General features: G+C 74.4%; 6 protein-coding genes. 2 read left to right on the top strand and 4 right to left on the bottom strand.

Annotated elements, in window-relative coordinates:
• Positions 1-61: 61 nt before the first annotated feature.
• Positions 62-7,315, top strand: a complete 7,254-nt coding sequence (locus FYW95_RS10970; protein WP_160050315.1) for a type I polyketide synthase — start codon at positions 62-64, stop codon at positions 7,313-7,315.
• A gap of 293 nt (positions 7,316-7,608) precedes the next feature.
• Positions 7,609-11,559 (top strand): ATP-dependent RNA helicase HrpA, encoded by a 3,951-nt coding sequence (gene hrpA, locus FYW95_RS10965; protein ID WP_159942962.1) that lies wholly within the window; start codon positions 7,609-7,611, stop codon positions 11,557-11,559.
• A 37-nt stretch (positions 11,560-11,596) separates the two neighbouring features.
• Here the strand turns inward: hrpA and FYW95_RS10960 are convergent, their stop codons facing one another.
• Genes FYW95_RS10960 through FYW95_RS10945 form a run of 4 tightly spaced genes read right to left on the bottom strand, consistent with a single transcriptional unit; the run spans position 11,597 to position 14,454 of the window.
• Entirely contained in the window at positions 11,597-12,598 is a 1,002-nt protein-coding gene (locus FYW95_RS10960) for an L-histidine N(alpha)-methyltransferase (protein ID WP_159942961.1), read from the bottom strand.
• Positions 12,595-13,596: an iron-containing redox enzyme family protein gene (locus tag FYW95_RS10955; protein ID WP_201294810.1), complete on the bottom strand. Its 1,002-nt coding sequence runs from the start codon at positions 13,594-13,596 to the stop codon at positions 12,595-12,597. The genes FYW95_RS10960 and FYW95_RS10955 overlap by 4 nt, the downstream gene beginning before the upstream one ends.
• Complete coding sequence (locus tag FYW95_RS10950; protein ID WP_159942960.1) at positions 13,593-13,808, bottom strand: CDGSH iron-sulfur domain-containing protein; 216 nt, start codon at positions 13,806-13,808, stop codon at positions 13,593-13,595. The genes FYW95_RS10955 and FYW95_RS10950 overlap by 4 nt, the downstream gene beginning before the upstream one ends.
• Positions 13,801-14,454 (bottom strand): HemK2/MTQ2 family protein methyltransferase, encoded by a 654-nt coding sequence (locus FYW95_RS10945; RefSeq protein WP_201294809.1) that lies wholly within the window; start codon positions 14,452-14,454, stop codon positions 13,801-13,803. Before FYW95_RS10945 ends, FYW95_RS10950 begins: the two co-directional genes overlap by 8 nt.
• Positions 14,455-14,657 lie beyond the last annotated feature (203 nt).

Here is a 14,657-nt window from a genome sequence, read left to right as displayed (position 1 = left end):
CCCCGCCCCCTTCCACCCGTGGCCCCGGGCCGTGGACAACGTGAAACGGTGAGCCAACACCATGACGGAAGACGCCCGACTCCTCGACTACCTCAAACGGGTGACCGCCGACCTGCGCCGTACACGCGCCGAACTGGACGACCTGCGCTCCCGCGACCGGGAACCGATCGCGATCGTGGGCATGGGGTGCCGCCTGCCCGGGGGAGCGGACTCCCCCGAGGCGCTGTGGCGCCTGCTGGAGGAGGCCGCCGACGCGGTCGGTGACCCGCCCACCGACCGGGGATGGGACCTGGACGCCCTGGCCGAGCGGCTCGGCTCCCGGCGCTGGGGCGGTTTCCTGGACGGGGCCGCCGACTTCGACGCCGACTTCTTCGGGATCTCGCCGCGCGAGGCGGCGGCCATGGACCCGCAGCAGCGCCTCATGCTCCACGTGACGTGGGAGGCGCTCGAACGCGCGGGGATCGACCCCTCCTCCCTCGCGGGCAGCGCGACCGGGGTGTTCACGGGGATCAGCGCCCGCGACTACGCCGGGGGCGCGACCTCCGGGTCGCTGCCCGTGCCGGAGGAGGCCGAGGGGTACCTGATGACCGGTACCGCGACCAGCGTCGCCTCCGGGCGGGTGGCGTACACGCTGGGCTTGGAGGGCCCGGCCCTGACCGTGGACACGGCCTGCTCCTCCTCCCTGGTGGCGGTGCACATGGCCGTGCGGGCGCTGCGCTCGGGGGAGTGCTCCCTGGCGCTGGCGGGCGGAGCCACGGTGATGGCCGGACCGTCGCTGTTCACCGAGATCGGCCGGCAGGGCGGCCTGGCCGCCGACGGGCGCTGCAAGGCCTTCGGCGCGGAGGCGGACGGCGCGGGGTTCTCCGAGGGCGCGGGCGCGGTGGTCCTGGAACGGCTCTCCGACGCCCGACGCCACGGCCGCCGGGTGCTGGCGGTGATCCGGGGGAGCGCGGTCAACCAGGACGGCGCCTCCAACGGGCTGACGGCTCCCAGCGGTCCGGCGCAGGTACGGGTGGTGCGCGCGGCGCTGGCGGACGCCGGCCTGTCCGCGGACGACATCGACGCCGTGGAGGCGCACGGAACGGGAACCGCACTGGGCGACCCCATCGAGGCCCAGGCGCTGATGGACGTGTTCGGGCCGGACCGGGGTGCCGGGACGGTGGGGTTGGGCTCGCTGAAGTCCAACGTCGGCCACACCCAGGCCGCCGCCGGGGTGGCCGGGATCATGAAGATGGTGCTCGCCCTGCGCCACGGGACACTGCCGCGCACCCTGCACGCCGACGAGCCCACACCGCACGTGGACTGGTCGTCGGGACGGCTGCGCGTGCTGTCCGAACCGCGCCGCTGGGAGCGGGGCGAGCGGGTCCGCCGGGCCGGGGTGTCCTCCTTCGGCGTCAGCGGGACCAACGCGCACGTGATCGTGGAGGAGGCCCCCGAGGAGCGGGCGCCGGAGGGGGCCGCGGAGGCGGACCCGGCACGGGGAGGGGAGGTTGCCGCCAGGCCGCTGGTGGAGGGGCCGCTGCCGTGGGTGCTCTCCGCGCGCACCGCCCCGGCCCTGGCCGAACAGGCCGCGCGTCTGCGCGCGCACCTGGAGGGGGGCGCCGCGCCGCCCGCCGGGGTGGCCCGGGCCCTGGCCACCGCCCGGACCGCCTTCGCGCACCGGGCCGCGGTCGTGGGCGCCGGGCACGCCGAACTCGTCGAAGGGCTGCGCGCGCTGGCCGAGGGCCGTCCCGCCGAGGGGGTGGTCACCGGCACGGTCGGCCGCACCGGCCGCTCCGTGGACCCCGTGTTCGTGTTCCCCGGGCAGGGGGGCCAGTGGCCGGGGATGGCCCGGGGCCTGATGGCCTCCTCGCGGGTGTTCGCGGACTCGCTGGCCGAGTGCGGGGCTGCCCTGGCGCCGTTCACCGACTGGTCCCTGGAGGCCGTGCTGCGTGGCGAACCCGGGGCACCGGAGGTGGCGGGGCCCCGAGCCCGGGTGGACGTGGTGCAGCCCGCGTTGTGGGCGGTCATGGTCTCGCTGGCGCGGCTGTGGCGCGCCGCCGGAGTGGAGCCCGCCGCCGTGGTGGGGCACTCCCAGGGCGAGGTCGCCGCGGCGTGCGTGGCGGGCGCGCTGTCGCTGGAGGACGGCGCCCGGGTCAGCGCGCTGCGCAGCCGCGTCTTCCACGACGTGGCCGGACACGGCGGCATGGCGGCGGTCCGGGTCGGTGCCGAGCGCCTGACGGAACTCATCGCACCCTGGAAGGGCCAGATCGTCGTGGCCGGGGTGAACGGCCCGGACGCCACCGTCGCAGCCGGTGACCGCGACGCGGTCACCGAGTTCGTCGCCGCCTGCGAGCGCGACGGCGTGCGGGTGCGCGACTTCGGCCTGGACTACTGCTCCCACGCCTTCCCGGTCGACCGGGTCAGGGACCGGCTGCTGGAGGACCTGGCGCCGATCCGGCCGCGCTCGGGAGAGGTCCCCTTCTACTCCACGGTCGCCACCGCCCCCGAGTGGTCGCCGGAGTCCGTGCCCGAACTCGTGCCCGTGGACGGCGCCCGCCTGGACGCGCACTACTGGTACCGCAACCTGCGCCACCCGGTGGCCCTGGCCCCGGTGATCGCGGGCCTGTCCCGCCGCTCCGGCGCGTTCGTCGAGGTCGGCCCGCACCAGGTGCTGACGCCGGTGATGGAGGAGACCCTGGAGGCGGCCGGTACCGACCGGCCGGTGATCAGCACGCTGCGCCGGGACGAGGACGGACCCTCCCGGTTCACGGCCGCCCTGGCCCGAGCCCACTGCCAGGGCGTCGGCGTGGACTGGGACCGCGTGCTCGGCTCCACCGGCGGGGCGCCGGTGGAGCTTCCCACCTACCCGTTCCAGGTCCGCCGGTACTGGCTGCCCGAACTCCGGGCCTCGGGAGACCCCTCCGCGCTGGGCGTCACGGGCACCGGACACGCGCTCCTCGGCGCACGCGTCCCCGTCGGCGACACCGGGCGCACGGTGTTCACCGGCGTGCTCGACCCCGGGCGGCACCCGTGGCTGACCGAGCACGCCCTCGGTGACCGTGCCCTGCTGCCCGGCACCGCCGTGGTGGACCTGCTGCTCCACGCGGGACGCGAGTGCGGGTGTCCCGAGATCGCCGACCTCACACTGCGGACACCGGTGGTGGTGCCCTCCGGCGAGGGGGAGCCGGGACCGCGGATCCAGGTCCTGGTCGAGGCCCCCGACGGCGGCGGAGCCCGCGCCGTGCGCGTGTTCTCCCTCGCCCAAGGAGAGGAGGCCTGGACCCTGCACGCGGAGGGCGAACTCGTCCCCGAGACCGGGCAGGGCCCGCCCCCCGCCGAGGGCCCGCGCGCGGACGCGGTGCCGCTGCCGGTGGAGGGGGCCTACCCGCGCTTCTCCGCGCTCGGCTACCACTACGGGCCCGCCTTCCGGGGGCTGCGCGCCGCGTGGGAGGACGGGGCCGGGGTGGTGAGCGAGGCCGGGTCCGACACCCCGCCGCAGGACGCCCCCGGCGTTGCGGGCCCCCACCCCGCGCTGACCGACGCCGGGCTGCAGGCGCTGCTGCTGCACCACCTCGCGGGCGGTGGTGAGCGGCGCTCCCCGATGCCCTTCGCCTGGCGGGGCGTGCGCCTGTACACCACCGAGGCGCCCTCCCGGCTGCGGACCCGCGTCACCCGGACCGGCCGCGACACGTGGTCGGTGATCCACACCGGCCCCGACGGCGCGCCGGTGCTGTCGATCGACAGCCTCACCGTGCGCGAGGCCCCGGCCGCCGCGGAGCCGCCCGCCCTCTTCCAGCAGGACTGGACGGAACTGGCCCCGCCCGCGGTCGGCGGGCACCCGGACCGCACCGACACGTGGGTGGCCGTGGGCGCCACCGGCCCGGAGGGCCTGCGGCGCCACACCGACACGGCCGCCCTGGAGGCCGTGCTGGAGGCGGGCGCGCCCGCACCCGAGATGATCGTCGTCCCCGCGGGCGGCGGCGACGGGGAGGCACCCGACCGCGTCCGCGCCGAACTCCACCGCCTTCTGGCCCTGCTCCGGGAGTGGGTGGACGACGAGCGCCTCGCCGGGGCCAGGATCGCGGTCCTCACCGACGGCGCCGTTCGCCTTCCCGACGACCCCGCCGGGCACGTGGATCTGCCCGGGGCCGCCGTGTGGGGTCTGGTGGCCTCCGCCGAGACCGAGAACCCGGGACGCTTCCTCCTCCTGGACGCCGACCGGGTCGACACCGCCCTCCTCGCGGCGGCCGCCGCGACCGGGGAGCCGCGGGTGGCCGTCCGCGACGGCCGCCTGTACGCCCCCCGCCTGGCCGAGGCCCGGACGGACCGTGACGGCGTCCGCCCGCCGCGGCGCCGCACGGACTGGAGGCTGGACGTGCGCGACCCGGGCAGGGTCGACGGGCTCGCCCCCGTCCCCGACCCCGACCAGCGCCGTCCCCTGGCCCCCGACGAGGTCCGCGTCGCGGTCCGGGCGGCCGGGGTCAACTTCCGCGACGTCCTGATCACCGTGGGCATGTACCCCGAACCCGGGGGTATCGGCAACGAGGGCGCGGGCCTGGTCCTGGAGGTCGGCTCCGGCGTGGCGGACCTGGCCCCGGGCGACCGGGTGATGGGCGTCTTCCCCGGCGCCTTCGGCCCGGTCGCCGTCGCCCGGCGCGCCTTCGTGGCTCCCGTCCCGTCCGGCTGGGACTACGCCACGGCGGCCTCAGTGCCCGCCGTCTACCTGTCCGCCCATCTGGCCCTGGAGGAGGCCGGACTCAGATCCGGCGAGACGCTGCTCGTCCACTCCGCGGCCGGGGGAGTGGGCCAGGCTGCCCTGCACCTGGCCCGGCGCCTGGGCGTCGAGGTCCTGGCCACGGCCAGCCCGGAGAAGTGGGAGGTCCTGCGCGAGCAGGGCGTCGAGGAGGAGCGCCTGGCGCACTCGCGCCGACTCGACTTCGAGGAGCGCTTCCGCGAGGTGGCTCCGCCCGTGGACGTCGTCCTCAACTCCCTCACCGGTGCGGCCATCGACGCCTCACTGCGGCTGATGGCCCCCACGGGACGCTTCGTGGAGTTGGGGCGCAACGAACTCCGCGACCCCGCCCGCGTGGCGGCCGACCACGGCGGCGTCCGCTACATCCCGTTCGTCCTGCCGCTTGAGGATCCCGAACGCATCCAGCGGGCCCTCACCGACGTCCTGGCCCTCCTGGGGGGAGAGCGGCCCCCGGCGCGGATCACCCGCTACCCCGTGGAGCGGGCGGTGGAGGCCTTCCGCCACATGCAGCAGGGCCGCAACGTCGGCAAGCTCGTCCTGGACATGTCCACCCGGCTGCGCCCCGGCGGCACCGTCCTGGTCACCGGCGGCGCCGGCACACTCGGTGCCCTCGTCGCCCGCCACCTGGTCGTCCGGCACGGCGTCACCCGGCTGCTTCTGGTCGGACGCCGGGGAGCCGACGCCCCCGGAGCCGCCGAGCTCGCGGCCGAACTCGGCGCCCTGGGCGCACACGTGACCCCGGCCGCCTGCGACGTCGCCGATCCCGGGGCCGTGCGGGCGCTCCTGGACACGATCCCCGACGCCCACCCGCTCACCGCCGTGATCCACTCCGCGGGCGTGGTCGACGACGCCACCGTCACCCGGCTCACCCCCGAGGCCCTGGACAGGGTCCTGGCCCCCAAGGTCGACGGCGCCTGGAACCTGCACCGGGCCACCGCCCACCTGGACCTGGACGCCTTCGTGCTGTTCTCCTCCGCGGCCGGTGTGCTCGGCTCGGCGGGCCAGGCCGGGTACGCGGCGGCCAACGCGTTCCTGGACGCGCTCGCCCACCACCGCAGGGCCCTGGGGCTGCCCGCGCAGTCGCTGGCCTGGGGGCGGTGGGCCGACACGAGCGAGGCGACCGCACGCCTGGGGGAGGTGGAGACCTCCCGCATGTCCCGGATGTGGGGCGTGGAGGCCATCGGCGCGGACGAGGGGTGCGCGCTGCTGGACGCCGCCGCGGACGTCGACCGCGCCCACCTGCTCCCCGTCCCGATGGACCTGGCCGGCCTGCGGGCGCGCGCGGACTCACCCGAAGCCGTCCCGCACCTGCTGCGCGGACTCGTGCGGGCCCAGCGGGTACGGCGCTCCGACTCCGGGGCGGGCGCGCGGCTGCGGGCCGCCGCACCCGGCGACGAACGCCGCGCCCTGCTGCGCGAACTGATCGGGGTGCGCGCCGCCGAGATCCTCGGGTACCCCTCGGGCCGGCGTGTGGAGGCCGACCAGGACTTCCTGGAGACGGGCTTCGACTCGCTCACGGTGGTGGAGCTGCGCAACCACCTGCGTGAGACCACCGGGCTGCGGCTGTCCGCGTCCGTGGTGTTCGAGCACCGGACCCCCTCCCTGCTGGCCGCCCACCTGGACGAGCGGATGGGCGGGGGCACGGACCAGGCCGGACCGGAGCGGCCCACCGACACCCTGGTGGGGCTGTTCCGCGACACCTGCGCGGACGGCAGGCCCCAGGAAGCGGTCGCGATGGTCCGGGCCGCGTCCCGGGGCCGGGCGGTGATCACCGCCGGGCAGGCGTGGCCGGTCGAGCCGGTCCAGCTCTGCGCGGGCTCGGAGGAACCGGTCCTGGTCTGCTTCCCGTCCCTGGTCATGACCTCGGGCGCCCAGGAGTTCGCCCGGTTCGCGGCGGGGCTGCGGGACCGGCGCCGGGTGCACGCCCTGCCCGCCCCCGGGTTCCTCGCCGAGGAGGGGCTGCCCGCCGATCTCGGGGTCTTCGTCAACGGGCAGGCCGACGCGGCGCTCCGCGCCGCGGACGGTGCGCCGCTCGTCCTGGTGGGACGGTCCTCGGGCGGCTGGGCGGCGCACGCCGTGGCGGAGGAGCTCCACCGGCGCGGCCGCACCCCCGCGGGGCTGGTGCTGCTGGACACACCCCTGCCGGGTGAGGAGGGCGTGCTGCCGCTGGTCGCCGCCTCGCTGCCCATCGTCACGGAGTCGGTGATGGCCCGCGCCAGCGAGTTCGAACTCCTCGACGCCGCCCGGCTGACCGCCATGGGTGGCTACCTGGGGCTGTTCGCCGACTGGCGGCCCGGCCCCCTCCCGGTGCCCATCACCCAGGTCTGCCCGGAGGAGCCGGTGCGCACCCCCTCGGGCGAGGTGCTTGAAACGGGGTGGGAGTGGCCCGGCCAGGACGCCGGCGTCCGGGTCCCGGGCGACCACCTCACCATGTTGGAGGCGTACGCCCAGGACACGGCCGAGGCCGTCGAGGAGATCGTCGCCCGGCCCGACGGGGAGGCCGCCGCCCAGCCCGACGGGGAGTCGAGGAGGCGCTCGCTGGTGCGCCGCCTGCGCAACCGGGTCAGGAAACTCCGCTGACCGGTCCGCCCGCCGCGTGGCCCCGTCCACGCGGCGGGCGCTGGTGACGGCGGCCACCTCCCGGGGGGCCCGGCCGCGCGAGCGGCCCAGGCCCACCCCGGGCCCGGGAACCGTTCCGTTCCCCCCCCGCGAACCACAGGGCGCCCGCGTGGAAGGGCCCGTGGCCCGGGGCGGAACAGAACCGGCCCGGCGCGCGTTGGGCCCTACGTGCCCGCGGCCCCCGACGTGCCGTCCGCCCCGGCGCGGCCCCGGCGGGAAAAACCGGTTGCCGCCCCTTCTACCCTTGACTACTGATGAGCACCACCACGCCCGCGCCCGCCGCGGACACACTGCGTTCCCGGTTGCGCGACCTCATGCCCTCGGACCGCCACCGGCTCCGTCGGCGTATCGACGGCCTGGCCAAGATCCGCGACGAGCGCCGCCGCGCCGCCGTCACCGCCCAGATCGCCGCGGACATCGACGAGGCCGTCCTGCGCGTCGCGCTGCGCCGCGAGGCGGTGCCGGAGCTCACCTACCCCGAGGCGCTCCCGGTCAGCGCCCGCCGCGAGGACATCGCCGAGGCCATCCGCGACCACCAGGTCGTCATCGTCGCCGGTGAGACCGGCTCGGGAAAGACCACCCAGCTGCCCAAGATCTGCCTGGAGCTGGGTCGCGGCGTCATGGGCACCATCGGCCACACCCAGCCCCGGCGGCTGGCCGCCCGCACGGTCGCCGAGCGCATCGCCGAGGAGATCGGCACGCCCCTGGGCGAGACGGTCGGCTACAAGGTCCGCTTCACCGACTCCTCCAGCGACAGCACGCTGGTCAAGCTCATGACCGACGGCATCCTGCTGGCCGAGATCCAGCACGACCGGATGCTGCGCCAGTACGACACGCTCATCATCGACGAGGCCCACGAGCGCAGCCTCAACATCGACTTCCTGCTGGGCTACCTCAAGCAGCTGCTGCCCAGGCGCCCGGACCTGAAGGTGGTCATCACCTCCGCCACCATCGACCCCGAGCGCTTCTCCCGCCACTTCGACGACGCCCCCATCGTCGAGGTCTCCGGCCGCACCTACCCCGTGGAGGTGCGCTACCGGCCGATCTCGGAGGAGATCCTCGACCCCGAGGAGAGAAACCCGGGCGGGGGCACCGACCGCGACCAGACCCAGGCCATCCTGGACGCCGTCGACGAGCTCGGCCGCGAGGCCCCCGGCGACGTGCTGGTCTTCCTCAGCGGCGAGCGCGAGATCCGCGACACCGCCGAGGCCCTGGAGAAGAAGAAGCTCCCGAACACCGAGGTCCTCCCGCTGTACGCGCGGCTGTCGGTCGCCGAGCAGAAACGCGTGTGGTCCTCCCACAGAGGCCGCCGCATCGTGCTGGCCACCAACGTCGCAGAGACCTCGCTGACCGTGCCGGGCATCAAGTACGTCATCGATCCCGGCACCGCGCGCATCTCCCGCTACTCCCACCGCACCAAGGTCCAGCGCCTGCCCATCGAGGCCGTCTCGCAGGCCTCGGCCAATCAGCGCAAGGGCCGCTGCGGCCGCGTGTCGGAGGGCATCTGTATCCGGCTGTACTCGGAGGAGGACTTCCTCTCCCGCCCCGAGTACACCGACCCCGAGATCCTGCGCACCAACCTGGCCTCGGTCATCCTGCAGATGGCCGCCCTGGGCCTGGGCGACGTGGCCGCCTTCCCGTTCGTGGACGGCCCGGACCACCGCCAGATCAAGGACGGCGTCAACCTCCTCACCGAGCTGGGCGCCCTGCACCCCGACCCCTCGGGCGCCAAGCGCAGACTCACCCGGACGGGCCGCCGCCTGGCCCAGCTGCCGGTGGACCCGCGCCTGGGCCGGATGATCCTGGAGGCCGAACAGCGCGACTGCCTGGGCGAGGTCCTGGTCATCACCTCGGCCCTGTCCATCCAGGACCCGCGTGAGCGCCCCTCCGACAAGCAGCAGCAGGCCCAGCAGGCGCACGCCCGGTTCGCCGACAAGGAGTCGGACTTCCTGGCCTTCCTCAACCTGTGGAACTACCTGCGCGAGAAGCAGCGGGAGCTGTCGGGCAACCAGTTCCGCAGGCTGTGCCGCGACGAGTACCTCAACTACCTGCGCGTCCGCGAGTGGCAGGACATCCACGGCCAGCTCAAACAGGTGCTGCGCTCCATGGACGTGGAGGTCCCGGCCCCGCGCGAGGAGGCCGCCGACCCCCGCGGCGTGCACATGTCTCTGCTGGCCGGTCTCCTCTCCCACGTGGGCCTCAAGGACCCCGAGAAGCACGAGTACCTCGGCGGGCGCGGCGCCCGCTTCGCGATCTTCCCCGGGTCGGCGCTGTTCAAGAAGCAGCCCCGCTACGTGATGGCCGCCGAGCTGGTGGAGACCTCCAAGCTCTGGGGCCGCATGGTCGCCCGGATCGAACCGGAGTGGGCCGAGGAGCTGGCCGGGGACATCGTCAAGCGTCAGTACAGCGAGCCGCACTGGGAGCGCAGGCGCGGCGCCGTCATGGCCTTCGAGCGCGTCACCCTCTACGGCGTGCCCATCGTCGTGCAGCGCAAGGTCTCCTACGGCAGGATCGACCCCGAGCTGTCCCGGGAGCTGTTCATCCGCCGCGCCCTGGTCGAGGGCGACTGGGAGACCCGCCACCACTTCTTCCACGACAACCGCAGGCTGCTGGAGGAGGTGGAGGACCTCGAACACCGGGCTCGGCGCCGCGACATCGTCGTGGACGACGAGACCCTCTTCGCCTTCTACGACGCCCGCGTCCCGGACTCGGTGGTCTCGGCCGCCCACTTCGACGCCTGGTGGAAGCAGGCCCGGCGCACCGACCCCAAGCTCCTGGACTTCACCCGCGAGGAGCTCATCAACGAGGGCGCCGGGGCGATCAGCGAGGACGACTACCCCGACGTGTGGCGCCAGGGCGCGTTCGCGTTCGCGCTCACCTACCAGTTCGAGCCGGGCAGCGACTCCGACGGCGTCACCGCGCACATCCCGCTGAAGTTCCTCAACCAGGTGGAGAACACCGGGTTCGACTGGCAGATCCCGGGGCTGCGCGCCGAGCTGGTCACCGCGCTCATCCGCTCCCTGCCCAAGCCGCTGCGCCGCAACTTCGTGCCCGTGCCCGACAACGCCGCCCGGGCGCTGTCCGGACTGGCCCCCTACGAGGGGACGCTGGCCGAGGCGCTGGCCGCGGAGCTCACCCAGATGGCGGGCGACCGGATCCGGCCGTCCGACTTCGACCTGGCGAAGGTGCCCGACCACCTGCGCATCACCTTCCGCGCCGTGGACGACCGCCAGCGCACCCTGGCCGAGGACAAGGACCTGGAGCGGCTGCGGGCCAAGCTCAAGCCGCGCCTGCGCGAGGCCATCTCCGCCGAGGCCAGGGGTGTGGAGAAGAAGGGACTCACCTCCTGGGACTTCGGCCCGCTGGAGCAGACCCTGGAGCGCAAGGCCCTGGGCCCCAAGGTCAAGGGCTACCCGGCGCTGGTGGACGAGGGCGACAGCGTCGCGATCCGCATCTTCGACACCCGCCCCGAGCAGCGCGCCGCCATGTGGGCGGGCACCCGCCGCCTGCTGCTGCTCACCGTGCCCTCCGTGGCGCACGTGGTCAGCAAGGGGCTGAACAACCCCGACAAGCTCGCCCTGGCCGACAACCCGCACGGTTCGGTCAAGAAGATGCTCGCCGACGCCGAGATGGCCGCCGTCGACCACCTGCTGGCCCGTGAGGGCGGGCCGGTGTGGAACGGCGAGGACTTCCACAAACTCTCCGAGCGGGTGCGCGCCGACCTCGGTGACACCCTCCAGGAGGTCCTGGACAAGTCCGCCCGCGTCCTCGTGCAGTGGCGCAAGGTGTCCAAGAAGGTCAAGGGCACCACCTCGCTGGCGGTGCTGCCCTCGCTCAACGACGTGCAGGGCCAGCTCGGCGACCTGGTCGGGGACGGTTTCGTCACCCGCACCGGCCTGGCCCGCCTGGACCACCTGCACCGCTACCTGCGCGGGGTGGAGGTACGGCTGGACAAGCTGCCGGAGAACCCGCGCCGCGACCAGGTGAACATGTCCAAGGTCGAGCAGATGCGCCAGGCCGTCGCCGGGGTGCGGGGGGCCCTCCCCGCCGGACGCGCCGCCGACCCGGACGTCCGGGAGCTGCGCTGGATGCTGGAGGAGTACCGGGTCAGCCTGTTCGCCCAGGAGCTGCGCACCGCCTACCCCGTCTCCGACAAGCGCATCCTCAAGGCCGTCGAGGCGGTCAGGGCCGCCGAGCGCGGGTAGGCCCCGGGGCCGTGCGTTCCCGGGCGGCGGCGTCCGTTCAGGTCTCGCGGCGGCGGAAGAGGAAGATCCCGTACGGGGTCTCGGAGTCCCGCCACTGGGCCTGGAGGCTGAAACCGTGCGCTCCCACCTCGCGGGTCAGCCGCTGGACGCTGAACTTCACCGAGTAGCCGACGTTGAGGAAGTGCCCGCGCGGTATGCGCAGTGTGAGTCCGAGCCCCGGCACGGGCACCGTCCGGTCGGCTCGGGCACGGAGGCGTCCCTCCACGGTGGAGGTGTCCGCGTCGTAACAGGCCTCCGGGACGAAGTCGTCGAGCACGAAGGCGGAGCCGTAGCGACGGTTGAGCTGGGTGAGGTAGTTGAGCCGAAAGTCGGCGAAGGCCGAGTGTCCGGCGGGATCGTTGTAGCAGGTCTCCAGGGCCTCACGGTCTTTGTCCATATCGGCGGAGACCAGGAAGCCCTCACCCGGGCCCAGGGTGCGGGCGATCTCGCCGAGCAGCGCGTCACGCTCCCCGCGCGTGGCGTTGCCGAAGCTGCTGCCGAGGAAGGCGACCGCGAGCGGCTCGCCCGGGTGGGTGCGCAGCCAGTCGAGACCGGCTTCGTAGCGCCCCCACAGGCCCGTGACCTCCAACCGGTCCAGCTCCGCGCACAGCGCGGCGCCGCTGGACCGCAGCATGCCCCGGTCGACGTCGATCGGAAGGTAGGTGGTCGCGCGCAGGCGCACGCAGCTTTCCAACAGCAGCCGTGTCTTCTTCGCGCTTCCGCTGCCCAGTTCCGCGATCCGCCCGCAGGCGAGCAGCTCGGCTATCTCGGGGGAGTGGCGTTCCAGCAGGCCGCGTTCCACGCGGGTCAGGTAGTAGGTGGGCAGCTCGGTGATCTGTTCGAACAGTTCGGAGCCGACCGCGTCGTAGCCGAGCCAGGGCGGCAGCCGGGGCGGTGTCCGCCGGAGGCAGTCGCGCACGACCGCGTCCTCCGGCACCGTGCCGCCCCTGTCGGCGACCGGGAGGACGCTGGCCCGCGCCGCCGGTCCGGGCGGTTTCATGGTCTCCCCGCGTTCGACCCGTCGCGAAAGCTCGACTCGCCGTGGTTCCAGTGGTGCAACAGGCGCTCCTCCAACCGGGCGGCCAGGAACGTGCTACCGCGGATTCCGAACGAGACGTCGGGGGCCAACCCCGGTTCGGCCCTCAGCAGCGGTGCGATCACCTCGCGCCGGACGAGCTGCTCGTGCACCGCGTCGGCCTCGACGTGCTCGGCGTAGAACCGCAGGGCGGTCGGACCGCAGCCCAGCCTCCGCATGGCCTTGACCATCCGGTCCGCACCGGGGGAGGAGGTGAGCTCGACGGTGGCGAACTGCCCGATCAGAGCCGCGCGCAACCCGCGGTGCAGCCCGCACAGCGACATGAAGTTGACCTCGGCCAGTACTTCGGCGGGGGCGGAGTCGAGATAGGCGCCATAGGTGTCGGAGAGGCCGAGCTCGACCATCATGTCGGCGAAGAGCCTGGAGTGCGCCCGCTCGGGGTCTCCCGAACCGTACTCGTCGTGCTGCACCGTCACGAGGGCGGTTTTCGGCGGGCCGTCCAGGCGCGGGATGACGAAGGTCTGCGGGTCGGCCTCCTTCAGGTGGTAGAGCGAGCGGTGCGCGACGTACTCGCGCAGCTGCCACAGCTCCCCGCGGCGGCGCAGGTGGTGGGAGACGCCGAACGCGTCGACGTGTTCGACGAGGAGTGCGCTGATCTCGCCCTCGACGTCCGCGTCGGCGGGCACGTCGTCTCTGAGCGCACCGAGGAAGGCCCTCTCCAACCCGGCGCGGAACGCCAGCAGCGCCGGGTCCCACTCGCGTTCGGCGTCGACCCCCCGGAACCCGCGATAGTGGAGCTCGTAGCAGCAGTAGAGCGCCAGCTGGAGGTCCTCGCCGTAGGGCGGGGACTCCTCCACGTCGGGAAGTTCGGGCCGGTCTCCGCGCAGTGCGGACAGAACCGCCCCGGAGAGCGGGCCGCGGGGCGCGGGAAGCGTCGGCGTCCCCAGCATCGTCGTGGTCACGGGGCGTGCTCCTTCCCCTCCTCGCCGCGTACGCGGCGACGGTGGCTGGTGTCGCAGAACGGGCGGCGCCGACTGCGGCCGCACGCGCACAGCGCGGTGACCGCCCGGTCGCTGCGCACGCGTGTTCCGTCGGGCATCTCCACGTCGGTCGGGCCGTAGACGAGGACCGGGCCCTCGTCGGTGACGATGACCCGGCGACGGGCCTCACCCATGGCGCGCCTCGATGACCACGAGTTCCTCCTCCACCTGCTCGGGGCCGAGCAGCCCGCGGGCGCGCAGCATCGGAGCACGCGCCCGCAGGACCGGCCCGAACGGGACGCGGGCCCTCGCGATGACCTCGGCCACCAGCCCCGCCCGCCTGAGCTGGTCCACGGTGGTCCGCCCGTCGGCGAGCTCGGACTGCACGAGCAGCAGCGCGCCGTCCTCGCTGAGCACCGAAGGCGCCTCCGCGCAGATGCGGTCCAACAGGATCCGTCCGTCCGGTCCCGCGTCCCAGCACCTCGCCATCCGGTGGCGGGGCGGCAGCGGACCGGCGGCGGGCACGTAGGGCGGGTTGGCGAGCACGAGGTCGAAGCGGCGCGGGGCCACGGGAGCGAACAGGTCACCGCGCCGGACCGTCGCCGGGACCCCGTGCAGCCGGCTGTTGAGCCAGCTCGCCAGTACGGAGCGCCGCGACAGGTCGATCGAGGTGAGACTGACCGCGCCGTTGCGGAAGGCCTCGATGCCCAGCGCCCCGGTACCCGAACCGACGTCGAGGACCGAACGGCCGGCGACCTGGCCGCGCTGGCGCAGCACGTCACGGAGCAACGCGGTGTCCTCCTGTGCCCGGTACACGCCCGGCGGTCTCACTAGCAGCATGCGCGGACCACTACCCGGTCCCCGGGCCGCCAACCGTGTCCGCGTCCACGGCGTCAACCGCGGGGAACCCGACCGCGGAGGTCCCGTCGCCCGCCGGGGCACGCCCGAGGGGCGGGGAAGCGGACCCGCTTCCGGCAGCGGGCACCGCGGAGTTCACCCGGCGTGTCCGGCTCACCGGAAACGGCATCCCGGAGCCGGGCGGT

The organism is Nocardiopsis sp. FR4, from assembly GCF_009830945.1.
Lineage (GTDB): Bacteria > Actinomycetota > Actinomycetes > Streptosporangiales > Streptosporangiaceae > Nocardiopsis.
Note: the sequence above shows the minus strand (reverse complement) of the source record. Positions and strands in the feature narration are given on the sequence as shown.